Origin of the sequence: Streptoalloteichus tenebrarius, assembly GCF_024171885.1 — a bacterium.
Classification (GTDB): Bacteria; Actinomycetota; Actinomycetes; order Mycobacteriales; family Pseudonocardiaceae; genus Streptoalloteichus; species Streptoalloteichus tenebrarius.
The window spans coordinates 52,203-76,536 of record NZ_JAMTCP010000034.1; the positions used below are offsets into that span (position 1 = coordinate 52,203).

Below are 24,334 nucleotides of genomic sequence, written 5' to 3' on the forward strand. Positions count from 1 at the left end.
TTCGTGAGTCGCCACAAGATGGTGCGCCCCGGGGGGCGCAGCGCCCGGGTGCAGGCGTCGGTGCACGCCGCCGTCCGCGAACTCGAAGCCGAGGTGGGCCGGGACGCCCTCACGGTGCCGATGGTCGCCCAGCGGGCGGGCGTCACCCCGTCGACGATCTACCGCCGCTGGGGCGACCTCCAGGAACTGCTGTCGGACGTGGCGGTCGAGCGCCTGCGCCCCGAGACACCGCCGGAGGACCACGGAGACCTCGCCTCCGACCTGACGGCGTGGGCCGAGCAGTTCCTCGACGAGATGGCCTCCCCCTCGGGGCGCGCCTACGTCCGCGACGCCCTGCTCGGCGACCCGGACGGCGGCAACGCCGGCCAGTGCTCGGCCTACGCGGCCGACCAGGTCCAGGTCATCCTCGCCCGCGCGCTCGACCGCGGCGAGGGCGCTCCCGACGTCGAGACGGTCATGGACGGCGTCGTCGCACCCCTGATGTACCGCATCCTCTTCCGCCCGTCCGGCCTCGACGCCGCGTACGCCCGCCGGCTCGTGACCGAACTCCTCAACTCCTCAGGCGGCGGCCAGTGATCACGTGACGCGGTGGTCGCGGGGAATCTCGGCCTTGCGTCGTTCGCCGTACTGGCCGTGGATCAACGCCCGGCAGTACCTGAAACAAGAGGGTGTGATCGAGCCGCGCGACAAGTGCGCGATCATGGAGCGACGAACCGTCCCGCCCGCCCTACAGATCGCGACAGCAAATGGTCAGAACCCGCGCCCCAGCACGATGAAGCCCCAGGTCAGCAAGTGTCGGCCCCGCCCACGCGGGGATGGCTCCGTGCGGGTCGGGCTGGTCATGCGCTCGTCATCGTCGGCCCCGCACCTGCGGGGATGGCTCCTCCCCTGTGAGGCCCCGTGTTCCCACCCCGGGGTCGGCCCCGCACCTGCGGGGATGGCTCCCAGGTTTACGCCGTCCGCGCCGAGGCCCAGCGGTCGGCCCCGCACCTGCGGGGATGGCTCTACTCCCATCGGGTCTACTGGCGGATGCGCGATGTCGGCCCCGCACCTGCGGGGATGGCTCTCTCCGGGTAGGTGCGGGCGTCCATCAGGTCAGGTCGGCCCCGCACCTGCGGGGATGGCTCGCATTTCCTTTCCGACGTCGGCACCCGCGCGACGTCGGCCCCGCACCTGCGGGGATGGCTCCCTCGTGTGCTCGCCCTCGGACGCCCAGATGCCGTCGGCCCCGCACCCGCGGGGATGGCTCGCAGATAGGGCGCGGTGCTGGGGGTTGCCGCGAGTCGGCCCCGCCCACGCGGGGATGGCTCCCCCACCACTCGACCTCTGGGCCATCATGGGCGGTCGGCTCCGCACCCGCGGGGATGGCTTCACCAGGCCGCGCACGCGGCCGTCCTCACCGACGTCGGCCCCGCCCACGCGGGGATGGCTCCTAGCCCACCGAGGTCCGGGGCCTCTCACCTCCGTCGGCCCCGCCCACGCGGGGATGGCTCCCCGAGCGGTGGCCGCTGGAAGGGCTGCGGGACGTCGGCCCCGCCCACGCGGGGATGGCTCGGGAAAGGGTGTGTCCCATGACTGAGACGCTGCGTCGGCCCCGCACACGCGGGGATGGCTCGCCTTCGGGGGTGAGGTTGTCCGTCATGTGGTTGTCGGCTCCGCACCCGCGGGGATGGCTCCACCAGGCCGCGCACGCGGCCGTCCTCACCGACGTCGGCCCCGCCCACGCGGGGATGGCTCCTGGGAGACCACCATCGAGCCGATCAGGACCAGGTCGGCCCCGCACACGCGGGGATGGCTCCAGCTCGGCCGCCGTCGCGACCACCATGGCCACGTCGGCCCCGCACCCGCGGGGATGGCTCCCGCTCGTGGGCGAGGCGCCCGTACTCGACCATGTCGGCCCCGCACCCGCGGGGATGGCTCGTACGGAGTCGAAGACCGGTTCCTGGCCCGTCGGTCGGCCCCGCACACGCGGGGATGGCTCCGTGGATTCCGCCGGCGTGCCGCCGGCTTACGAGTCGGCCCCGCCCACACGGGGATGGCTCCGTCACGGCGGCCAGCGACGAACCGTCCCGCCCGCCCTACAGATCGCGACAGCAAATGGTCAAAACCCGCGCCCCAGCGCGATGAAGCCCCAGGTCAGCAAGTGTCGGCCCCGCCTACGCGGGGATGGCTCGTGTGGGGCCTTGGTGACGCACCAACCCCAGGGGTCGGCCCCGCCTACGCGGGGATGGCTCTGGCCTGGTTGTACGCCTGACAGGCGTAGGCAACGTCGGCCCCGCACACGCGGGGATGGCTCTACCTGTCGGTGACCCTCAGCGTGCAGGCGCCCGTCGGCCCCGCACACGCGGGGATGGCTCTGGGACAGGGCAGGAGCACCCAGCGTCGCTGGCGTCGGCCCCGCACACGCGGGGATGGCTCCCCGCGCCGGAGGGTCCACGAGTTGGACGCCGAGTCGGCCCCGCCCACGCGGGGATGGCTCCCCGAGCGGTGGCCGCTGGAAGGGCTGCGGGACGTCGGCCCCGCACACGCGGGGATGGCTCCAGGGTTTTCGGCCCGCCCTGCGCCAGGTCCGGGTCGGCCCCGCCCACGCGGGGATGGCTCGCCTTCGGGGGTGAGGTTGTCCGTCATGTGGTTGTCGGCCCCGCACACGCGGGGATGGCTCAGCGTCGGCGGCGTCTGCGATCCGTCCCATCGAGTCGGCCCCGCACACGCGGGGATGGCTCAGCGTCGGCGGCGTCTGCGATCCGTCCCATCGAGTCGGCCCCGCACACGCGGGGATGGCTCAGCGTCGGCGGCGTCTGCGATCCGTCCCATCGAGTCGGCCCCGCACCCGCGGGGATGGCTCCCCGAGGTAGATGGTCAGCTTCGGGGCCTTCTTGTCGGCCCCGCCTACGCGCGGGGATGGCTCCCCACACCCGGCAACCGCGGTCGTCACGGCGGGGTCGGCCCCGCCCACGCGGGGATGGCTCCCCACACCCGGCAACCGCGGTCGTCACGGCGGGGTCGGCCCCGCCCACGCGGGGATGGCTCGCGACTCGGCTATTCGGAAAAGGATTGATGATGGTCGGCCCCGCACACGCGGGGATGGCTCCTCGTCCGGGCACCGGCCAGCACCGGCGGGGACGTCGGCCCCGCACACGCGGGGATGGCTCCCCTTCGCTGCGGAGGCTCGGGCGCTGATCGAGGTCGGCCCCGCACACGCGGGGATGGCTCCGGATCGTGATTCCCTGCATAGCCTTCAGCAGGGTCGGCCCCGCACACGCGGGGATGGCTCCACGGGTGGTGCGGGCGGTCTGCCACGTGGACAGTCGGCCCCGCACACGCGGGGATGGCTCGCTGTTCGTAGGTCGCTGTCCTCGGTGAGGATGAACGCGCCTTCGCCGCTGACAGGGGCTTTGGGCCGTTCATGCTGAACGCCGCGATGTCGCCGAAACCGCCGATCTTGAGGCCGTGAAGGGTAGCGCCGTGGGCGTGGGAACGGTCCTCGGTGAGGAGGATCTCCCCGTGGTTGTCGGCCACCTCGCGAAGCTCCTGGATGGGTGCGGGCACTCCCCACAGGTGGGTTACGACGAAACCCCAGGTGTCGGGCTTGAGGGCCTTGCCGACGAGGTGGGGATCGAGGTTGCTGTCTCGTCGCGGTCCATCGGGTGATCGTTTCCGACAGCGTCCACACAGCGCGGTGAGCAGGGCGCATCCGCCGTCCCGCCCACCGTCGACGCCGTCGTCATGACCATGTCGGGCGTCGAGGGAAGTTAACCTGCGAACCTGTGACCCGGGTTCACCAGATCGTCGGCGCCGCCGGCTCCGCCGAGCTGGACGCGACGTCCGCCGCGTACTACGGAATGATCGCCGAGACCGACGAGAGCGGCGACGGCACCGTCCGGCACCGGCTCCGCCCCGAGGTCGGCGACGGCACGATCGAGGTGACGCCGCTGCGGAGCGGGTTCCACATCGTGCGCTACGACGTCGCGTTCTCCGGCGGGCACCAGGTCGCGTACGCCTTCCCCGGCGACCACTTCGAGCTGGAGCACTGCGTCGACGGGCGCATGCGCGTCAGCGAGGCCGACGCCGGTGACGGCGACCTGCGTCCGGGGTCGGTGGCGCTGAGCCCCCGATGCGCCACCGAAGGCGTCGTCACCCACGGCGACGGCGAGCGGTACCGCGCGGTGTCGATCACCGGGACCTGGGCCGGGCTGGAGTCCTACCTCCGGGGCCTCGGCGCGGACGCCCTGCCCGCCACCGGGCCGGAGAACGTCGCGCGCGAGCGGTACCTGGGCCGCTCCGACGCGCTGCGCCCGGTGGCCGGACCGCTGGAGGAGATCTTCGCGCACCGGCGGGCGTCCCCGGGGCGACTGCTGTTCCTGGAGTCGCGGTTCGTGGCGGCGCTGGCCGCGCTGGTCGACGGGCTCACGGTCGCCCCGCCGTCGGAGGAGGCCGGCGACCCCGCCCTGGCGGACCACGAGGTGGCGGCGTTGCGCCGCGTCCCCGACCTGCTCTGGCAGCGACGCCACGCGCCGCCGACACTGGCCGAGCTGGCCCGCGCGTCGTCGATGTCGGTCCGCCGCCTCACCACCGGGTTCCGCGCGCTGTACGGGACGTCGGTGATGGAGCACCACCGGCGCCGCTGTCTCGACCAGGCCGCGAGGTTGCTCGTCGAGACGGACTGGACGGTCGACCGGATCGGGCACGAGGTCGGCTACTCCTCGGCCAGCAACTTCGTCTACGCCTTCCGGCGCGACCGGGGCATCACCCCCGCCCGGTTCCGGCGGGCCCGCTCCTGACCACCCGTCGCGGGGAGCACCGCGCTCCACATCCTCGGGTCCGTCGCTCCACACCGCCGAGCGGCCTGGCTGGCGACGATGGGCGTCCGTCCACAGCAGACACCCTCGGATGGAGACCGATGAACCTCCGCGTCGCCGCCGCGCCCCCTCGGACCGGGTCGGGGCGGCTCATCATGGTCCTCGGCGGGCTCTCGGCGGTGTCGCCGTTCGCCATCGACATGTACGCGCCGGGCTTCCCGCAGATCGCCACCTCGTTCGGGTCCTCGGGAACGGCCGTCCAGCTCTCCCTGACGGCCTGCCTCATCGGGCTCGCGGTCGGCCAGATCGTGCTCGGCCCGGTCAGCGACGCGAGGGGGCGGCGGGGCCTGCTCCTGGCCGGTTCCGCCCTGTTCACCGTGTTCTCCCTGGTCTGCGCGCTCGCCCCGTCCATCGCCGTGTTCGACGTCGCCCGGCTGCTCCAGGGGGTCGCCGGCGGCGCCGGCATCGTCATCGGGCGGGCCGTGGTCAGCGACCAGTTCACCGGGGCCCACGCGGCCCGCCAACTCGCGACGCTCAGCGTGATCGGGTCGACCGCGCCGGTGCTGGCGCCCGTGCTGGGAGGCCTCGTTCTCGGCCTCGGCTCGTGGCGTCTGGTGTTCGTGGCGCTGGCCGTGACGGGGCTGGTGTTGTTCGCCGCGGTCTGGGCGTGGGTTCCCGAGTCGCTCCCCGCCGAGCGCCGCCGGCCCGGCGGCCTTCCGGCCGCGCTCGCCGCGATGGGCGGCCTGCTCCGGCGTCGCGAACTGGTCGGCTACCTGCTCGTTATGGGTTGCGGCATCGGCGCGCTGTTCGCCTACATCAGCGGCTCGCCCTTCGTCTTCCAGACCGTCCACGGCCTGTCGCCCACCGCGTATAGCCTGGTCTTCGCCACGAACGCCGTCGGCACGGTGGCGGCCGGCGTGCTGTTCGGTCGGCTGACCGGGCGCGTCCGACTGAACTCCCTGCTCACCATCGGCGTGATCATCACGGCGGTCTCCCTGGCCACGCTGGTCGCCCTCCTCGCCGTCGGCGTCAGCACGTTCCCCACCACGTGGGCCTGCCTGTTCGGGCTGACGTTCGGCTTCGGGCTGTTGCTGCCGGCGTCGATCGCCATCATCCTCGCGATCGGCGACGACGCCCCCGGAGCCGCTTCGGGGATGCTCGGGGGAACCCAGTTCGTGCTCGGCGCGGCAGCCGCGCCCCTCCCCGGGATTCTGGGCACCACCACCGCCATGTCGACGGCCGTCGTGGTGCTGGGCTGCACCCTCCTCTCCGCGGCGGCGCTGGTCGCCCTCGCCCGACCGTGGCAGGGCCACGGTGAGCCAGCGGACCAGCAGCGCTGAAGCCCGCGAAACAACCGCGGTAGCACCGTGATCCAGCTTCCCGAGGCAGTGAGCACGATCCTGCCGAGAAGCTCGCCATTTCCATCTTCTTCCAGGGAGGAGCCCTTCTTCCAGGGAGGAGTGCCGACCTCCACGGTGAACCGCACTCCGTGCGCCCCAGCACGTGCTTCCGGTGGCCCCGGTCGATCCCCACCGGGGCCACCGTCCACATGAGACACAGAGTGTCGGTTTCACCGGCCCGCGCCCGGGTCGGGCGTCGTCGACGCGAACCGGAGAACTCACGGGACGAGCAAATGCGGTCGCCGCGCCCGGCAGGCATTGCTAGCTTGCGGCCGTGGATCTCTTCTCACGCACCTGGGCGGCGTTGCGCGCCGCGGTCGCCGACCTCGCGGACGAGGACCTCGCCCAGCCGTCCGGGTGCGCCGGCTGGCTCGTGCGGGACCTCGTGTGCCACCTGGTCATCGACGCGCAGGACGTCCTGATCACCCTCGCGACCCCCACCGAGGCCGAACCGACCCGGGACGCGATCACCTACTGGAAGGTCGCCGACACCCCGCCGACCGGCGACGACCCGCTCGACGCGCTGATCGTCCGGCTGGCCGCCGCGTACGGGGAGCCGTGGCTGCTGAAGTTCCACCTCGACGACGTCGGCTCCGCCGCGGGCCGCGCGGCCGCCCTCGCCGACCCGGATCTGCGGGTCAGCACGCAGGGCCAGGTCCTCACCGTCGGCGACTACCTCTCCGCGTACGTCCTGGAATGGACGCTGCACCACCTCGACCTGATCGCCCACCTCCCTGGCGCGGCCGGGCCGCCGGCCGAGGGCCTCGCCCGGACCCGCGAGATGCTGGAGAAGATCGCCGGGGCCGCCTTCCCCGCCTCCTTCTCGGACGAGGACGCGCTGCTGGTCGGCACCGGCCGCCGTGCCCCGACCGACGCGGAGAAGGCCGAACTGGGCGAGCTGGCGGGGAAACTCCCGCTCGTCCTCGGCTGACCGTCTGACCGCTGGCCGGGCCGGCCTGGCCGGCCAGGCCGGCCCGGCTGACGGTCTGACCGACGGCCCTCGGGCGGCGGCGGGTCACGATCCTGCCGGCCGCCCAGGGCCGTGCCACGCCCGTGATCGCGCGGCGGCGGTGAGGCGCTGCTCGGCGATCCGGTCGGCGGCGACGCCCGGCGGGACTCCCTCCGCCTCGGCGCGCTCCAGCACCGCCAGGGTCGTGTCGAAGATCCGCTCCACTCGCGCGACGCTCTCGGGGAGCGCGCACCCCGACAGGCCCGCCACGGAGTGGATCACGCCACCGGCGTTGACCACGTAGTCGGGAGCGTAGAGGATTCCGCGGTCGACGAGCTGTCGCCCGATTCCCGGGTGGGCCAACTGGTTGTTGGCGGCGCCGCAGACCACTTCGGCGGTGAGCACCGGAACGACCGCGTCGTCCAGCGCACCACCGAGGGCGCACGGGGAATAGACGTCCATGCCCCGAGTCCGCACCAGGGTCTCGGTGTCGTCCACGACGAGGACGCCGGGGAACCTGTCCACGACGCGGCGCACCGCCTCCTCCCGCACGTCGGTGACGATGACTCTCGCGCCTTCCTCGACAAGGTGTCCCACCAGCAGGTAGCCGACCTTGCCCACACCCGCGACGCCGACCGTCCGGCCCCGCAGCGACGAGCTGCCCCAGCGGTGCTGGGCCGCCGCCCGCATGCCCTGGAGCACACCGAGGGCCGTGGGACCCGACGGGTCGCCCGTGCCGCCCCTGTTCGGCGAGCCGCACACGACCCACCGGCACACCCGGGTGATCACATCCATGTCCGCCACGTCGGTTCCCACGTCGCACCCGGTCACGTAGCGGCCGCCGAGGGAGGCCACGAACCGGCCGTAGGCCAGCAGCAGCTTCTCGGACCTGAGCCGTGCGGGGTCTCCGACGATGACCGCCTTGCCACCACCGAAGTCGAGTCCGGCCAGCGCGTTCTTGTACGACATGCCGCGCGACAGGTTCAGCACGTCCGCGACGGCCTCCTCGTCGGTGGCGTACGGGTGGAAGCGGACTCCCCCCACCGCGGGCCCCAGGGCGGTGGAGTGGATGGCGATGACGGCCCGCAGACCCGAGGACGGGTCCTGGCACAGCACGACCTGCTCGTGCTCGTAGGAGTCCGAACGGGTCACGGCGAGCGGGGTCATGACGCTGAACGAACCCATGCTGCACATCTCCTTGTCTTCACGTCTCACGGGACCGGACGTAGGAACCGGGAGCCGGGTCGGTCGCGGGGTGGTCGGCGCTGCCCATCCCTCGACGGGGAATCCGCGGACCCGAACGAGGTGCGAGCCAACGCGTCCATGCCGTCCACCAGGACTCTCCCCGCGGCGCGGAGCGGGCCAGCCACTGCCGCGGGTCGGCGGGGAGTCCCCCTGGGGCGGTGCGATAGGCCGCCTTCGGGCGCGGTGGGCTGATGATGCTGCCGACGTGCCCCGAGGGGACCAGGTGGAACGCGGTGTTCCCGCCGAGCAGACGGGCGCTGCGGTAGACGGCCTCCCAGGGGACGATGTGGTCGCGGGCGGCGGCCACCACGAAGGTGTCCTGGGTGACGCTGGACAGGTCGATGGTCCGTTCCTGGATCCGCAGCCGGCCGAGGGCGAGGGAGTTGCCCGCCGCGATGCGCAGGGTCTGCTCGAACAGGACGCGCGGCACGTCGATGCCGTCCTCGCTCCACGCCCCGATGTCGAAGGGCGCGGGCCTCTCCCCCAGCAACCAGCCGGAGACCAGGGGCTGCCACACGGTGTCCCTGGACCGGAGCAGGTCGAACAGCAGGCCGATCCGCTTACCGTCGACCAGGCCGTCCCGGTTGGACAGCAGGCGGGTCAGGAGCTTGATCTCCACGTCCTGCCACGGGCTCTCGTCCTCCGACGGCGCGTAGTCGAGGGCGGACACCAGCAGCGTCAGCGACGCCACCCGCGCCCGGTCGCCGCCGGTGAGCCAGGCGGCCAGGGACGCGACGAGCATGCCGCCGGCGCACACGCCCACCAGGTGGGTCCGGGGCGACCCGGTGATCTCCTGGACGACGTCCAGGGCGCGCAGCGGCACCCGCGCGAAGTACTCGTCCAGGCCCAGGTCGGTCTGGTGGGGTTCGGGGTCGCGTTGGCTGACGGCGAACACGGTGAAGCCCGAGCGCACCGCCCACTCGACGAGGCTGCGCCCCGGCGCGAGGTCGTAGACGTAGAACTTGTTCACCCACGCGGGGACGAGCAGCAGGGGAACCCGGTACACCTCCTCGGTGCGCGGCTCGTACTGGAGCACCTCCATGAGGTCGTCGCGGTACACGACCCGGCCGGGGGTGGTCGCGAGGTCCTCGCCCACGCGGAAGGAGCCGGGCGGCATCTTGGCCGGGCGGCCCGCGCGGCGCGTCAGGTCGTCCAGGAAGTTCATGGCCCCGCGCACCAGGCTCGTCCCTCGACTGGCGGCGGCCCGCCGCAGGGCGGTCGGGTTGCCGGGGAGGACGTTCGGCGGAGCCAGGGCCTCGGTGAGGACCTGGGCGACGAACCGCGCCTGCTCGCGGCGGCGCGGTGGCAGGGCGGCGGTGTCGGCGCCGGCCAGGACCAGGTGACGCCACGCCAGGTAGCCCTGGAGCAGGAGCCGGTAGCCCGGAGCGGAGTGCCAGGCGGGGTCGGCGAAGCGGCGGTCCGCGGGGTCAGGTCCCCCCAGGTCGGCTTCGGGGAGCAGCGCACAGCACGCCTGGAGGGACTGCCACACCACCTTCGCCCACCAGCTCTCCGGTGCGGGACCGGGGTCGTGGTCGTCGGCGTGGGCTTGGCTGGCGTGCGGGCTCACCGTCACAACTCCTTGCCCGGCCGACCGTTCGGTCAGCCGTCGCGGTCGTGGCCCGGACCTGGTCGACCCGCCCACCGCGCAGGCGCACGGCGCTGGGGAAGGACGGCGGTGGCGGACGGGGATCAGCCGGTGGTGTTCACGTTCTGAGGCAGGAACGTAGACGCGGGCGCGAGGCGCCGGCAGGCGCGTTCGGAGTTCGCTCCTGCCGCACCGGCGAGCGGGGACGCGAAGGAGGCGCGACGGTGGCACGCCGGAACTCCCGCGCTCCCTCGGTGACACCTCGCGCGACGACCGGGAGCCGTCTCATGTGGACTGACGTGGAACCCGGGATATGGCGTGGAAAGCGTGGCCACAGGACCGTCGGAGCCCCAGGCCCGCTGGGATGCCCGGCCGGTTCGGGGGCCGTGGCGACGCGAGCAGGCCGAGGAAGCGGAACGCGCGGCGGCCACACGAGACCAACGGGCACGGCGACACAGACCGCGTCCGCCCGTACCGTTCGTCACCACGGATCGACACACGGGCGCCCGACGATCCCCCACCCGGCAGTGACACCGACCCGGAGGATCGCCATGTACAGCACCATGCCGGACATCCCGCTCACGATCTCCCGCATCCTGTGCTACGGCTCCACGGTCCAGGGCGCCTCCACCGTGGGCACGTGGAACGGTGAGCACTTCGACCGCAGGACGTACGCGGAGGTGGGCGAGCGCGCGGCCCGGCTGGCCCGCGCGCTGCGCGACCGACTGGGCGTGCGGCCCGCGACGCGCCCGGGCAGCGCGCAGGGCGTGGTCGGCACGTTCATGTGGAACAACACCCGCCATCTGGAGCTGTACCTGGCGGTTCCCGCGATGGGAGCCGTCCTGCACGCCCACAACCTGCGGATGTCCACCCACCAGAACGCCTACACCGCGCGCGACGCCGGCGACGAGGTGATCGTCGTGGACGCCAGGCTGATCGACACCTTCGCCCCGCTGGTGCCCCACCTGCCGGACAGCGTCCGGCACCTCGTCATCGCCGGCGACGGCGACCGCGCCCCGCTGGCGGCCTTCCCCGGCCAGGTGCACGACTACGAGGAGCTGATCGCGGACCAACCGGCCGACTACCCGTGGGAGGAGGAGCTGGACGAGCGCACCGCCGCGTCGATCTTCTACACGTCCGGCACCACGGGGAACCCCAAGGGCGTCGTCTACAGCCACCGGTCGATCTACCTCCAGTGCCTCCAGGTCGTCGCGCCGAACCGCTTCGACCTCACCCAACGCGACGTCCTCCTCCCCATCGCCCCCATGTTCCACGTCAACGCGTGGACCATGCCGTACGCGGCGTTGTGCGGCGGCGCGGACCTGCTGCTGGCCGACCGGCACACGAAGCCCGCCTCGCTGGCCCGGATGATCGAGGTGGGTCGGCCGACCATCGCGGCGGCCGTGCCCACCGTCTGGACCACGCTGCTGGAGGAGCTGGACGCCCGTCCCCACGACACGTCCAGCGTCCGCCGGGGGTTGGTGGGCGGTTCCGCCTGCCCGCCCGCCCTGATGGCCGCCTACCGGGACCGGCACTCGATCGAGCTGCTGCACGCGTGGGGGATGACCGAGACCTCGTCGCTGCTGACCATGGCGGTGCCTCCCCGGGGCGTGGACCCCGACCAGGAGTGGGCCTACCGGCTCAGCCAGGGCCAGTTCCCGGTGTCGGCCCGGTTCCGGATCGTGGACGCCGACGGCTCGGTCCTGCCCAACGACGGCGTGGCCACCGGCGAGCTCCAGGTGCGCGGGCCCTGCGTGACCAGCTCCTACCACGGCGGCCAGCACTCCCTCCAGAAGCGGCCGGCGGAGAACTTCACCGCCGACGGCTGGCTGCGCACCGGCGACATCGGCCGGATCTCGCCGGACGGCTACCTGACCCTCACCGACCGCGCCAAGGACGTCATCAAGTCCGGCGGCGAGTTCATCTCCAGCGTGGAGTTGGAGAACGCGCTGGCGGAGCACCCGGCGGTGACCGAGGCGGCCGTGGTCGCGGTGCCCGACGACCGCTGGGGCGAACGCCCCCTGGCCGCCGTGTCGGTGCGGGCGGACAGCGGTGTCGGCCCCGAGGAGCTGCGTGACTTCCTGGCCCGGCGGGTCGACTCGTGGATGGTGCCGGAGCGGTGGACGATCATGGGCTCGGTGCCGAAGAACTCGGTGGGCAAGTACGACAAGCGGCGGGTTCAGGACGAGTACGCGCGGGGGCACCTCGACGTCGTCCACCTCAGCAGACGGGCCAGCAGCGGGGGCGTCCCCCGGCAGATCGGGCTCATCGGGATGTGACGGTCGACGAACGCGCGCCGCGGCGTTGTGGCGTGGCGACGAGAACGCGGGCGTGACCCAGGAAGAGGCGGGCGTGACCCAGGAAGAGGCGGGCGTGACCCGGGAGGAGGCGGCGGGGGCCGGTCACCGCGCGGGTGGCCGGCCGGCGCCGCGTCCGAGGCCGAAGCCCCGTGACCTCATTCCCCATCCACAGCGTCGTCCACGTCAACAGCGTCATCCGCGTCATCCCCGTCGACAGCGTCGCCCCCGGACCTCCCGCTGTCACCGATGACAGGTCCACACCCCACCCGGGACAACGCCGCGTCGACGACCGCCACCGCCCACTCCCAGTCCTCGCCCAGCTCGGGCGCGGCGTGCGACAGGACCTGCCGCAGCCGACCCCACAGGCCCGCCTTCGTCCAGGCGGCGAAGCGGCGGTGCGCCGTCGCCGGCGAGACGGCGAAGGAGGACGGCAGGCGACGCCAGGCGCAGTCACTGGTCAGCACGAACACGACGGCCGTGAACACGTCGCGGCCGTCGAGCGGCGCGCTGCCGCCGCCCTGCGGTCGCGGCGCGTGCCCGGGGATCAGCGGCGCGACCAGGCGCCAGAGAGGATCAGGGACCAGACGGCGTGACAGGTTCCCTCCCATGCCAGGACATGCTTGGCACGGCGCGATTTCCTGGCAACCCGCCGCCCCGTCTCACGTGGCGCCGACGAAACCTCCGACAGTGCGCGGGAAACTGTCCCACCCCCTCCTGTCAGACCACGCACTTCGGCGTCCTGAGAAAGCGCGTTCCCTGTTCCCACGCTCCCTACCAGGATCGCGCCGCCCGGCAGGACCAGCGGCACGTCAACGTGGGGTTTCACCATCCGCCACCACATGAGACAACGACGTCGAGGAAGCACGCGCGCCGGTTCCCCGACTCACGCCTGACGGCGCCGCCTCCTTCGAGAACGCGCGCACAACGCCGGTCCCACGCGCCTCCAATGCCACCCCGCACGCCTGTCGAGGACGGTTCGGCCGCGCCTACGGTGAGTTCGACCCGGATTGTCACCACGACCGTGGCGGATTCCCGACGCCGGTGAACTTCCCCGTCCACCACGGAATTCCCCCACCCCGCCCAGGGGGCAGGAACCAGCGGCCGGCGACCGGTCACTCCCCCGCGCCGAAGCCGCCCCACCCGAACGGCCGGCGCGCACCACCGGGAACACGACGCCCACATCCGGGACGCCTGCCGAGGAAGGAAGGCACACATGGCAACCAGCTCGCCAGAAACGAGCCTCACGGTCATGGACCACATCCTCAACCGCCTGAGCGCCCTGGGGGTGCGGCACCTGTTCGGCATGGCCGCGGACTACAACCTCAAGGTGCTCGACCGCGTGCTCATCCACCCGAGGGTGCGGTGGATCGGGATGGCCCACGAACTCGGCGCCGCGTACGCGGCGGACGCCTACGGGCGCGTCAACGGTTTCGGCGCGCTGCTGACCACGTTCGGCGTGGGCGAGCTGAACGCGATCAACGGGGTGGCGGGGGCGTTCGCCGAACGCGTCCCGTTGCTCCACATCGCCGTCGGTCCCACGCGGGCCACCGAACGCGCCCGGCTGGTGGTCCACCACACGGGCGGGGACGCCGACTTCGACCGCTTCGCCCGAGCGCACCGGCAGGTGGTGTGCGCCGACGCCGTCCTGCGCCCCCGCGACGCCGTGGCCGAGGTCGACCGGGTGCTGGCCACCTGCCTGCGGGAGAGCCGACCCGGCTACCTGCGGGTGCCCCGGGACGTCGCCCTGGCGCCCGCCCTGCCGTCGGGACCGCTGGACACACCCGACACCATAACGTCCACTGTGGACAGTCCAGACAACGTGGAGGCCTTCCGCGCCGCGGCCAGGGCCAGGCTCGCCAGGGCACGCCACGCCGCGGTCCTGGCCGACTTCCTGGTGGACCGGTTCCACGCCCGCGCGGAACTGGCGGCCTTCCTGGCGGCCAGCGACTTCCCCCACGCGACCCTGGTCAGCGGAAAGACCGTCGTGGACGAGGCGAACCCCAGGTTCCTCGGGGTGTACGCGGGCGCCATGAGCCCGGCCAGGGTCCGCGCCGTCATCGACCACGCCGACCTGCTGATCCTGGCCGGTGTGCTGCTCAGCGACTACACCACCGGCAAGTTCACGCACGAGTTCGACCCGGACAAGGGCATCGACCTCGGCCCGAGGACGGCCAGGGTGGACGGCGTCGCCTTCCCCGGCGTGCCGCTGGCCGTGGCGTTGAAGGTGTTGACGGAGCTGGTCGGCGAGCACCCGCGCGCGGAGGTGTCGGTCGACGAGCCGGAACCCCAGGGGCTGGCCGCGTTGGCGCGGCACGCCGAGGACCTGTCGGACAAGGCCAGGGAGACGGCCGCCGCCGTGAGCCGGAAGGTGTGCGGCTCGATCCTTCCCCTGACCCAGACCTACCTGTGGAAGGCGGTCGGCGAGGCCGTCCGCCCCCAGCACACCGTCGTCGCCGACGACGGCACGGCGATGTTCGGCATCATGGACCGCCGCTTCCCGAGCGGCGCCCGGTTCATCGGCCAGCCGGTGTGGGCCTCCATCGGCTACAGCATCCCCGCGCTGCTGGGGGCGCTCCTGGCCGAGCCGTCCCGACGCGGGCTGCTGCTCATCGGGGACGGCGCCGCCCAGCTCACCGTCCAGGAGCTGGGCACCATCGGCCGCCACCACCTCAAGCCCATCGTGGTCCTGGTCAACAACGACGGCTACACCATCGAACGCATCACCCACGGCCTCCGCGCCCCGTACAACGACATCGCCCGGTGGGACTGGCAGTCCCTCCCTGCCGCCCTGGGCGTGAAGAAGCCGCTGGTGCTGATCGCGCGCACCCCGGCGGCGCTGGACAACGCGCTCGCCAGGGCCCTGGCCACCACCGACCGGCTCGTCCTGATCGAGGCGTTCACGGGAAAGGACGACGTCCCGCCGGCGTTCCTGCGTCTGGTCGTCAACCGGCCGGACCGGGCCCGGTGGGTCCCCTGAGCACGTCGTCCGCGGTCGGCCGGCCCCGCCGCACGGGGCCGGCCCGACCTCCGCCGCACCCGCCCGCCGACGGCCGGCGGCGCGGTCTCGCCTCGCGGCGTCATCGCCTGGCCGGGCCGGCCAGGAGCTCGCGGGCCGCCTCCGGTCGCCCCAGCGCCTCCAGCCGGCCACAGAAGTCCTCCAGGTCGCGGGCGCACTGCGCGGAGTGCACACCCCGGAGCACCTCCACGGCCCGCGTCGCCGTCCCGTAGCCCTGGTCCACCTCTCCGGACTGGAGCTGCGCCGAGGCCAGCAGCAACAACCGGAGAGCCCGGCGCCGAACCCGCCCGGCGGGGCAGGCCTGAAGGGCCTGCCGCGCCCAGCGCACCGCCGACGCGGGCTGGTTCAGGTCCCTGGCGCAACGCGCCAGCTCCTCGACCACGTAGGCGCTGTCGACAGGGGTACTCCCGTGCGGATCGTCGTCGGGGACAGCGTGTTCCGTCGCCTCGACCGCCTTCCCCATCGCCTTTTCGCACGCGCGTGCGTCACCCAGCACGGCGTGGCCGCGGGCTTCGGCCACGTGACAGACCGCCTCCACGATCGGGCGGCCGCACCCCCGCACCCCCTCCCGCGCGACCCGGGCGAGCTGGACGGCCTCCCGGGGGCTGCCCAGCAGCAGGGCCACGCGGCTCATCCCCCACGCCATCACGTAGCCGCCCATCCCCCGGTCGTGTGCGGCCTGGGTCAGGCGGAGCGCCTGGATGTAGTAGCGCTGCGCGAAACCGGTCTGCCCGGTGTCGATCGCCATGGAGGCCGCCAGTTCCGTCAACCGCGCCGTGACGGCGAGGAGCTGCCGCGCGACCGGCTCGTCGTAGGAGCCGCCGAGGAGGCCGGAGACGACGCTGTCGAGGTAGTGGACGACCACGGGGCGGACGTGGCCGCTGCCGAACCGGTGGTCGAGGTCGGCGAACGCGGCGGCGGTGGCCCTGACCACCGCGACGTCCGCCGTGCCGACCCTCGGCGAGCCCGCCCCCGGCACGACGGGGTCCTGACCGGCGATCAGCCAGTCGCGGCTGGGCTGCACGAGCACCGACGTCGACAACCTCTCCCCGGTCACCGCGCCCGTGCGGTCGGCGTCGCTGCGCCACAGGGCACGCGCCTGCCGGAGGGCGCCCGTCACGGTCGGCTCGAACCGCAGGCCCACGGTCGAGGTGGCGCCGGGACCCGACGTCATCCCGATCTCGTCGACGGTCACCATGCGGCCCAGCTTGCGGCCGAGCGCCTGGGCGATGATCGCGGGCGCGCGGCCGCGGGGCTGCTGCCCCCGCAGCCAGCGAGCCACCGAGGTCTTGTCGTAGCGCAGGTTGAGTCCCTGCTCGGCGCCGCAGACGTTGACACGTCGGGCCAGCCCCGTGTTGGAACAGCCGGCCTCCTCCATCACCGCCCGCAGCCGTTCGTTCGCCTCCCGAGCAGCACGTGGTCGCACGGCCATAGCCTCATGTCTCCTTCGCATCCCGTGGCGGGAGACCCGGCGCGAGCCGTGGAGCCGCGACGCGCCGGGATCTTCCGCCACACACCGAGGAGTCCGGGCAACAGGTCAGGACGCTGGGGACCGGGAGGGATCCCGGGAGCCCACCGCCGTCGCGGGAAGAACGCGTGGTCGCCCTCGTCGCCACCGCGAGGTGGCCGGGGCCGGATCGCCGGACGTCGACGCGGAGGGTTCCACGCCGCGCGTGGGCACGGCCGACGCTGGTCGGCGCCCTGCGGCAGGTTTCGTCACATGACGTTGGGTTGTGGGGCTCGCACCCCCTCGGGCGCCACCCCCGGGGGCGAGCGCCGAACCGGCGAAGGACGGGCGCACGGGTGTCGGACATTCTCGAATCCGTTCCTCTCCGTACCGGTCTCGCGGTCCTGGCGCCGCCAGTCGCACCAGCTCGTGGGGTCCGCACGAGGTGTCACACCGTCGTCACCGGGCCTCCCTGTTTCGGGAAAGCCGTCGGCGTTCTTCGCCGGGCCAGCGCGGGAATCGACTGGGAAGACCCGGAAGAAACATCGTGACGGGCCTGTATCGGGACAATGCCCAGCCACCGCCCGACATCAGCTCCGTCACCGAACAACGCCACCCCCATCCCCCTCCGCATTCGCGCCGCAACGCGATTCCGCGCGATTCGGAGACGAACGGGTCCCGCGACGAGGACCCTGGCACGAACAGCCCGCCAGTCCTCCGCCCGACCGTCGCCACCGGGCCACGCCGCCCGCTGCGCCTGGTGGACGAAGGTCGACACCCGCGACCGGACGTGCGTGGTCTGTACCACCGCCCGCCGGGGCCGCCGGTGCGAGAGGGGGACACGGTTCACGCGGACGCCAATTAACCCGTTTTTGCCGCACGTTCTCACACCGCGTTCCACCCTCCCTTTCCGCCACCGTCGCACACCAATAACAACAACGACGAATCCGCATAATGCGAAGTATGCTAAGTGAAGCGGAGCGGGGGCTGGATATCAGCCATTGGGGTGAACATGCGCGGTTTCCTGTGATACCTGTGACAGACAGCCCGTTCGGGCTCTTCGCCGGCGACGAGCGGGCTAGGCCGTCAAGATGACCACCTCGGGATGGTCGCCGTTCCCGCTACGCCTCTTCGGCCCTCCGGCCACTCCCCCGGTCACGTCGCGAACACCGGCTCCAGCGCGAATCCGCAGCTCAGATGGCACCCCTCGCACGGTCACGGCGCGCCTCACGCCACCCCGACGCCGCTGTGAGACCTCCGCGACGCCACTGGGGGCACAGCGACGCGCGCACGCGCCCCGGAGCACCCTGAAGCGCCCCGGTGTGCGCCGGCAGTCAACTCCTGTCCAGAGCACGGATGCGACGCACACGGAAACCGCCGCGCGGAAATCCCGCAGGGGCGTGGCCCGCCCGCGGAAGACCGACGCCCGACGCTTCTTCGTCGCCACATCGCACCGTCGTCATCGCACCGTCGTCGCCCTCACTCGCGCGCGCCGACCATCGGAAGCGACCGGACACGTCTCGCCCCCGCAGGGACCGTCGAACGCGCGGACGCGCACCACCCCGGCGGACGTGCCCCCGACCGCGCCCCGCGCGCCTGTTGGCGACAGGCGTCCCACGCCTACCGTCCCGGGCGTCGGAGCCGGGTACCGCAGCGGACAGCCACCGCCGGGCCATGCGGAGGACCACCGGAGCGAACCTCCGCGACGTCCGCGCCGCCACACGACCAGCGACGGGAGACCGCGATGAACGCACCCACCGCCACCCGAGATCGAACAGTGGAGGAGCACTGGACCACAGTGGACGGAACACTGACCCGCTACCTGGAGGCCGGCCACGGCCACCCCGTCCTGCTGATCCCCGGCGAGGGCAGCGTCTCCGAGGAGTGGTGGGACATCCTCACCGGCCTCGCCGGAACCCACCGCGCCATCGCCATCGACCTGCCGGGCTACGGCTACACCGAACCGATCCCCCACGCCTCCCCCGAGTCGCTCGCCACCTTCGTCTGGCGGTTCGCGCGGACCCTCGGCCTGGAGCGCCCCGCGCTCGTCGGCCACTCCCTGGGCGGCGCGGTCGCCGTCCACGCGGCGCTCCAGCGGCCGAGGCACGTGCCGGCGCTGGCGCTGGTCAGCTCCGCCGGCATGGGCCGCGCCATCAACCCGCTCATGATCGTCCAGTCCGTCACCCCCCTCGGCGACCTGACGGTGTGGCTGATCCCCCGCCTCATCCTCGGCCCCACCGTGCTCGTCCTCTCGGAGGCGATCGCCGGGTCCCTCCACCCCTGGCGCATCGACGCGCACTGGTGGTTCAGCCAGATCCTCGCGGTCTCCACGCCCGGCACGCTGAACACCACCCTGCGGTCCCAACGCCAGGCCGTCGGGGTGCTGGGGCAGAAACACCCGCTCCTCCACCGGTTGCCGGAACTCCCGATGCCGACCCTGGTCGCCTGGGGCGTCCACGACCTGCTGGTGCCCTTCTGGCAGGCGGTCGCCGCCCGCCGCCGACTGCGCCGAGGACGGCTGAGGCTGCTCCCCCTCACGGGCCATCTGCTGCCGCTGGAGGCGCCCGACGCACTCCTCGCCGCCCTCCGCCCCCTCCTCGCCGACCTCGACCACGCCGTGGTCGAAGAAGGGAGCCCGGCATGAGAGAGCACGCGGACGTCATCGTCGTCGGCGCCGGCCTCGCCGGCCTGGTCGCCACCTACGAACTCACCCGCGCCGGACGTCGAGTGATCATCGTCGACCAGGAGAACGAGGCCAACCTCGGCGGCCAGGCGTACTGGTCGGAGGGCGGCCTGTTCCTGGTCAACAGCCCGGAACAACGCCTGGCGGGCATCAAGGACTCCGCCGAACTCGCGCTGAGCGACTGGCTGGACTCGGCCGGCTTCGACCGCCCCCGCGAGGACCGGTGGGCCCGGCGGTGGGCCGAGGCGTACGTGGACTTCGCCAGCACCGAGAAGCACCGCTACGTCACGCGGCTCGGGCTGTGCTTCCTCCCCAACGTCGGCTGGGCCGAACGCGGCGCCGGCACCGCGACCCGCTCCGGCAACTCCGTCCCCCGCTTCCACATGGCGTGGGGGACCGGCCCGGAGGTGGTCCGGATCTTCCGCGACCCCGTGTTGGCGGCCAGAGCGCGCGGGCAGGTGACCTTCCGGCACCGGCACCGCGTCGACGAGATCCTCGTCGACGGCGGGAACGCGGTGGGAGTGCGCGGCGCGGTCCTGGTCCCCTCCGACGCGCCCCGCGGTGTGCCCTCCTCCCGCAGGGAGATCGGCGAGTTCGAACTGCGGGCGCAGGCGGTCCTCGTCACCGCCGGCGGCATGGGCGGCAACCACGACATGGTGCGCGCCCACTGGCCGACCGACCGGCTCGGACCCGTCCCGTCGGAGATGCTCAGCGGAGTGCCGGCCCATGTGGACGGACGCATGCTCCGCATCGGCGAACGCGCGGGCGCCGCGGTGGTCAACCTGGACCGCATGTGGAACTACCCGGAGGGGCTCAAACACCATTCCCCGGTCTGGCCCCGCCACGGGATCCACCTGCTCCCCGGCCCCTCGCCGCTGTGGCTGGACGCCACGGGGCGGCGACTGCCCGTGCCGCTGTTCCCCAGCCACGCCGCCCTGCCGACGCTGCGGCACGTCGCGCTGACCCGCCACCCCCACTCCTGGTTGATCATGACCCGCGCGATGCTCGACAAGGAGTTCGTCCTGTCGGGCTCGGAGCAGAACCCCGACATGACCGGCAAGAACCCGCTGCTGCTGCTGTTGCGGCTGAAGAAGAGCACGATGGGGCCGGTGCGGGCGTTCCTCGAACGCGGCGAGGACATCGTCATCCGTCGGAGCCTGCCCGAGCTGGTGGCGGCGATGAACGCCCTCACCCCCGGGGCGCCGCTGGACCTCGCGCGGGTGGAACACGAGGTGGTGGCACGCGACCGCCAACTCCGCAACCACTACACCAAGGACATGCAGTGGATGTCCGTCCGCAACTCGCGCCTCTACCTGCCGGAGAGGATCGAGCGGATCGCCCACCCCCACCGGATGCTCGATCCCGCCCACGGCCCCCTGATCGGCGTCCGGCTGCACATCCTCACCCGCAAGACGCTCGGCGGGATGCAGACGAACCTCGACTCCCAGGTGGTGCGGCCGAACGGGTCGATCTTCGACGGCCTGTACGCGGCCGGCGAGGTGGCCGGGTTCGGCGGCGGAGGAGTGCACGGGTACAACGCGTTGGAAGGCGGATTCCTCGGCGGCTGCATCTTCTCCGGGAGATCCGCGGGCCGCGCGCTCGCCCGCGACCTGTTGTGAACCTCGTGGGCCTCCGCCCGCATGGGAGCGAACAAGGCGCCGTGTTGATCTCGTGAAGGGGAAGCCGTGGGAGTCAGCCTTCCCTGCCACGTCCTGGAGGCAGGCCGTGCTCCGAGGTCACTGGCCGCGCCCCTCCCGTTCGCTCGCTAGCCGCGCGTCCTCCCCTTCGGTCACTGGCCACGTGCTCTCCCGTTCGGTCACTGGCCGCACGTCGTCTCCTTCGTGGACCGATCGCTCGCCACGCGTCCTCCCCCTCGTGGACTGATCGCTCGCCACGAACAGGGGTGGGATCGTCGAGACCGCGTCGTCCACCTCGCCGGGCTGATCCCTCACGGCGATCCGGGGCCCACGGTCACGCCACGCGCACCTCGTGGCCCCGCGTGGGGATCAGCCGCCGGTGACGGCCATCGGCCTGGCGCCGACGGCCTCGTCCTCGAACAGGAGGCGGCGGGCGATGCTCCCGACCGCCTCCCGCAGGTCCGTGCCGGGTGGGCGGCCGATGTCCTGCTCCACCCGCCGCTCCAACCACGCCGCCCCCGCGCGGCGGATCAGCTCCGACTCCCGCCGTCCCACCTCCGTGTGCTCGTACGCCCAGCCCTCGCGGAGGAGCACGCCCTCCTCGACCAGGCGGTCGAACACCGGCGCCAGCACCTCGGGCGGCATGCGATGGGCGAAGGCGATCGTCTCCAGGTCCGCCACACCGAACCTGCGGGCGGCCAGCTCCACGTGGATGACCGCCCACGCTCCCGCCACGTCGAGGCGGGTGCCGGACTCGGCCACGATGCGGCGCATGATGTCCGCCTCCGTCTCGCGCAGGATCCGCCCCACCGCCGCCTCCAGGACGCACTCCGAGTCCTGGTCCCTCGGGGAGCCGAAGCCCTCCCCCAGATCAGTCGAGCCCAGTCGCGCACTGTCCCGCAGACGGACCTGCTTGAGGAACAACGACACCACGAAACCCAGCAACGCCACCGGAACCGTCCACAGGAACACCGTCCGCAGGGCGTCGGCGTACGCGTCAATGATCGGCGCCTTCGCCGCGGGCGGCAGGGCGTGCAGCCCGCCCGGGCTCTGGGCGGCCCGCGCGATCACCGCGGGATCGGCCGCGCCCGTGCGCACCGCCGTGGCGATCGCCGACGTCAGGCCCGGGGTCAACGCGTTCGTGTAGATGGTGCCGAAGACCGCCGTGCCAAACGTCCCGCCCAGCGTGCGGAAGAACGTCACGCCGGACGTCGCCGTGCCGAGATCGGCGTAGTCGACGGTGTTCTGCACGGCGATCGTCAGCACCTGCATGCACAGGCCCAACCCGAGGCCCAGCACCAGCATGTACAGCGACGACAGCCAGGCGCTCGTGTCCGGCCCCATCAGCGACAGCAGGTACAGCCCGAACGCCGTCACCAGCGAGCCGACGATCGGGAAGCGCCGGTACCGCCCGGTCCTGCTGATCACGGCGCCGCTGAGGATCGACGCCACCAGCAGCCCGAGCACCAGGGGCAACGTGCGCAGGCCGGCGACCGTCGCGGAGACGCCGTCCACGTACTGGAGGAAGCTCGGCAGGAACACCATCGCGCCGAGCATCGCGAAGCCGACGATGAAGCTCAGCAACGAGCAGACGACGAACACGGGATTCCGGAACAGGCGCATGGGCAACATCGGCTCGGCCGCGCGGGTCTCGGCCCAACAGAACAGCGCGAGCGCGACCACACCGCCCGCGAACAGGCCGACGATCACGGGCGAGCCCCACGCGTACTGGCTGCCGCCCCAGCTCGTCGCCAGGACCAGGGCGCTGGACCCGGCGGCGACGAGCCCGATGCCGAGGTAGTCGATGACGACGCGGTGCGCCGACCGCACCACCGGGATCGTCCGCGCGGCCACGATCACGACGACGACCGCGATGGGCACGTTGACGTAGAAGGCCCACCGCCACGACAGGTGGTCGGTGAACAGCCCACCAAGCAGCGGACCGACGACGGTCGACACGCCGAACACCGCGCCCATCGCGCCCTGGTACCTGCCCCGCTCACGCAGCGGGATCACGTCGGCGACCAACGCCATCGCGGTGACCATCAGCCCACCCGCGCCAAGACCCTGGAGCCCGCGCCACACGACGAGCAACGCCATGGTGGTGGCCGTGCCGCACAGGAACGAGCCGGTGATGAAGACGACCGTCGACAGTTGGAAGAGCAGCTTGCGGCCGAACAGGTCGCCGAACTTCCCGGCGAGCGCGGTGGCCACGGTCTCGGCCAGCAGGTAGGCGGTCGCCACCCACGACATGTGCGCGGCGCCGCCGAGGTCGGCGACGATCGTCGGCAGCGCGGTGCCCACGATGGTCTGGTCGAGGGCGGCCAGCAGCATGCCCAGCATGATCGCCACGAAGACGATGTTGCGGCGCCCGGGGTCCAGGACTGGGGGCGCCGACTCCGCGGCGGCCGGCGCCAGGTCGGCAGTGGGCACCCGTCCACGGTCACACCCCCGGGCACGCCCCCGCATGCCGAGTCACCCCATCAGTTGGCGCCCCCACCTGGCACAGGCCGGTGACACCGGTGCGGTCGCGATCAGCCGGTGAAGGCAAGAACGAGGACGGTGGCGGATCCGGCGCCCTGCCCACAGCTTCCCGACGCGACTGTGAAGAAGAAGTCGCTGCCCGAACGTGACCGAGCCGACGAGACGGCGCTCGTCGCGCACTCACACGACAAAGCCGAGCCCGCAACCCCACTACCTCAGGTCAGCCCCCACCCGCCCTGGGGGGCGAGCCCCGCTCCAGCCTACCGACCCCAGCACCCCACCCCAAGAACACAGCCAGAACCTGTGGATAACTCGGGTGCCTGTGGACAACCCCATCCCCCAACAGGATGATGCGCTTGACAGCACACGAAAAAACAGCCAACAGAACATCCCGCCCTGCCGCAGGACCCGCCAGTCTCGAAACCGGGTAGACACCCCTCACCGGAACCGGAGCCACCCCTTACCTCAGGTCAGCCCCCACCCGCCCTGGGGGGCGAGCCCCGCTCCAGCCTACCGACCACCACCCCACCACCGCACCAGCAACAACCGCACCTGTGGACAACTCAGGCACCTGTGGACAACCCCATCCCCCAACAGGATGATGCGCTTGACAACCCACCACAAACCAGCCCCACAACACCCCACCCCACCCGCCACAACCCCACAACCCCCACACCCACCAAAAACCGACCTCCCACACACACCCAGAACCAGAACCAGAACCAACACCAGGGCAGGGGCCGCCGCCGGGAACACCCACCAACACACAACACAACAAAAAAAAGGGGG

13 protein-coding genes, 1 pseudogene and 2 CRISPR repeat arrays are annotated in these 24,334 nt (G+C 72.5%); of the genes and pseudogenes, 8 read left to right on the top strand and 6 right to left on the bottom strand.

Annotated elements, in window-relative coordinates:
• Positions 1-3: 3 nt before the first annotated feature.
• Positions 4-576: a TetR/AcrR family transcriptional regulator gene (locus tag LX15_RS23650; RefSeq protein ID WP_253671842.1), complete on the top strand. Its 573-nt coding sequence runs from the start codon at positions 4-6 to the stop codon at positions 574-576.
• Between the two features lie 1,569 nt (positions 577-2,145).
• Positions 2,146-2,847: a CRISPR direct-repeat array (repeat unit 29 nt; unit sequence GTCGGCCCCGCACACGCGGGGATGGCTCC).
• Between the two features lie 94 nt (positions 2,848-2,941).
• A CRISPR array of direct repeats spans positions 2,942-3,336; the repeat unit is 29 nt; unit sequence GTCGGCCCCGCACACGCGGGGATGGCTCC.
• 102 nt (positions 3,337-3,438) lie between these two features.
• Here LX15_RS23650 and LX15_RS33635 read toward each other — a convergent pair.
• A pseudogene (locus LX15_RS33635) lies at positions 3,439-3,687 on the bottom strand (DegT/DnrJ/EryC1/StrS family aminotransferase); the annotation flags it as partial.
• Between the two features lie 80 nt (positions 3,688-3,767).
• Here LX15_RS33635 and LX15_RS23660 point away from each other — a divergent pair.
• The 3 genes from LX15_RS23660 to LX15_RS23670 all read left to right on the top strand — a co-directional run bounded on the left by LX15_RS23660 (position 3,768) and on the right by LX15_RS23670 (position 7,130).
• Entirely contained in the window at positions 3,768-4,781 is a 1,014-nt protein-coding gene (locus LX15_RS23660; protein WP_253671844.1) for a helix-turn-helix transcriptional regulator, read from the top strand.
• A 119-nt stretch (positions 4,782-4,900) separates the two neighbouring features.
• Positions 4,901-6,139 carry a multidrug effflux MFS transporter gene (locus tag LX15_RS23665; protein WP_253671845.1) on the top strand — a complete coding sequence of 413 codons (1,239 nt, stop codon included), beginning with the start codon at positions 4,901-4,903 and terminating at the stop codon, positions 6,137-6,139.
• 334 nt (positions 6,140-6,473) lie between these two features.
• A complete protein-coding gene (locus LX15_RS23670) occupies positions 6,474-7,130 on the top strand; it encodes a maleylpyruvate isomerase N-terminal domain-containing protein (protein WP_253671846.1) in 657 nt (218 codons plus the stop codon).
• Positions 7,131-7,214: 84 nt separating this feature from the next.
• Here LX15_RS23670 and LX15_RS23675 read toward each other — a convergent pair whose 3' ends face one another.
• On the bottom strand, positions 7,215-8,333 hold the full coding sequence (locus LX15_RS23675) for a Leu/Phe/Val dehydrogenase (RefSeq protein ID WP_253671847.1): 1,119 nt from the start codon (positions 8,331-8,333) through the stop codon (positions 7,215-7,217).
• A gap of 19 nt (positions 8,334-8,352) precedes the next feature.
• Positions 8,353-9,960 carry a PHA/PHB synthase family protein gene (locus LX15_RS23680; RefSeq protein WP_253671848.1) on the bottom strand — a complete coding sequence of 536 codons (1,608 nt, stop codon included), beginning with the start codon at positions 9,958-9,960 and terminating at the stop codon, positions 8,353-8,355.
• A 569-nt stretch (positions 9,961-10,529) separates the two neighbouring features.
• On the opposite strand from LX15_RS23680, the gene LX15_RS23685 reads away from it, so the two are divergent.
• Complete coding sequence (locus LX15_RS23685; RefSeq protein WP_253671849.1) at positions 10,530-12,257, top strand: long-chain-fatty-acid--CoA ligase; 1,728 nt, start codon at positions 10,530-10,532, stop codon at positions 12,255-12,257.
• A gap of 176 nt (positions 12,258-12,433) precedes the next feature.
• Here the strand turns inward: LX15_RS23685 and LX15_RS33640 are convergent, their stop codons facing one another.
• Positions 12,434-12,886: a transposase gene (locus LX15_RS33640; RefSeq protein WP_372502785.1), complete on the bottom strand. Its 453-nt coding sequence runs from the start codon at positions 12,884-12,886 to the stop codon at positions 12,434-12,436.
• Positions 12,887-13,491: 605 nt separating this feature from the next.
• Between LX15_RS33640 and LX15_RS23695 the strand changes: the two genes are divergently transcribed.
• Positions 13,492-15,255, top strand: coding sequence for an alpha-keto acid decarboxylase family protein (locus LX15_RS23695; RefSeq protein ID WP_253671850.1), 1,764 nt, complete (start codon positions 13,492-13,494; stop codon positions 15,253-15,255).
• 100 nt (positions 15,256-15,355) lie between these two features.
• On the opposite strand, the gene LX15_RS23700 is transcribed toward LX15_RS23695, so the two are convergent.
• Complete coding sequence (locus LX15_RS23700) at positions 15,356-16,726, bottom strand: NsdA family TPR-like regulatory protein (protein WP_253671851.1); 1,371 nt, start codon at positions 16,724-16,726, stop codon at positions 15,356-15,358.
• A gap of 1,759 nt (positions 16,727-18,485) precedes the next feature.
• Between LX15_RS23700 and LX15_RS23705 the strand changes: the two genes are divergently transcribed.
• Both LX15_RS23705 and LX15_RS23710 read left to right on the top strand, forming a co-directional pair.
• Positions 18,486-19,385, top strand: coding sequence for an alpha/beta fold hydrolase (locus LX15_RS23705; protein ID WP_253671852.1), 900 nt, complete (start codon positions 18,486-18,488; stop codon positions 19,383-19,385).
• On the top strand, positions 19,382-21,043 hold the full coding sequence (locus tag LX15_RS23710) for an FAD-binding dehydrogenase (protein WP_253671853.1): 1,662 nt from the start codon (positions 19,382-19,384) through the stop codon (positions 21,041-21,043). The genes LX15_RS23705 and LX15_RS23710 overlap by 4 nt, the downstream gene beginning before the upstream one ends.
• A 387-nt stretch (positions 21,044-21,430) precedes the next feature.
• On the opposite strand, the gene LX15_RS23715 is transcribed toward LX15_RS23710, so the two are convergent.
• The gene (locus LX15_RS23715; RefSeq protein WP_464819120.1) at positions 21,431-23,530 is read right to left on the bottom strand and encodes an MDR family MFS transporter; all 2,100 of its coding nucleotides are present in this window, start codon (positions 23,528-23,530) and stop codon (positions 21,431-21,433) included.
• Positions 23,531-24,334 lie beyond the last annotated feature (804 nt).

Bases quoted from the DNA above. Each gene is read 5' to 3' on its own strand.
- LX15_RS23665 (WP_253671845.1), top strand. From the start codon at position 4,901: ATGAACCTCCGCGTCGCCGCCGCGCCCCCTCGGACCGGGTCGGGGCGG.
- LX15_RS23675 (WP_253671847.1), bottom strand. From the start codon at position 8,333: ATGGGTTCGTTCAGCGTCATGACCCCGCTCGCCGTGACCCGTTCGGAC.
- LX15_RS23685 (WP_253671849.1), top strand. From the start codon at position 10,530: ATGTACAGCACCATGCCGGACATCCCGCTCACGATCTCCCGCATCCTG.
- LX15_RS33640 (WP_372502785.1), bottom strand. From the start codon at position 12,886: ATGGGAGGGAACCTGTCACGCCGTCTGGTCCCTGATCCTCTCTGGCGC.
- LX15_RS23695 (WP_253671850.1), top strand. From the start codon at position 13,492: ATGGCAACCAGCTCGCCAGAAACGAGCCTCACGGTCATGGACCACATC.
- LX15_RS23700 (WP_253671851.1), bottom strand. From the start codon at position 16,726: ATGGCCGTGCGACCACGTGCTGCTCGGGAGGCGAACGAACGGCTGCGG.
- LX15_RS23705 (WP_253671852.1), top strand. From the start codon at position 18,486: ATGAACGCACCCACCGCCACCCGAGATCGAACAGTGGAGGAGCACTGG.
- LX15_RS23710 (WP_253671853.1), top strand. From the start codon at position 19,382: ATGAGAGAGCACGCGGACGTCATCGTCGTCGGCGCCGGCCTCGCCGGC.
- LX15_RS23715 (WP_464819120.1), bottom strand. From the start codon at position 23,530: ATGCGGGGGCGTGCCCGGGGGTGTGACCGTGGACGGGTGCCCACTGCC.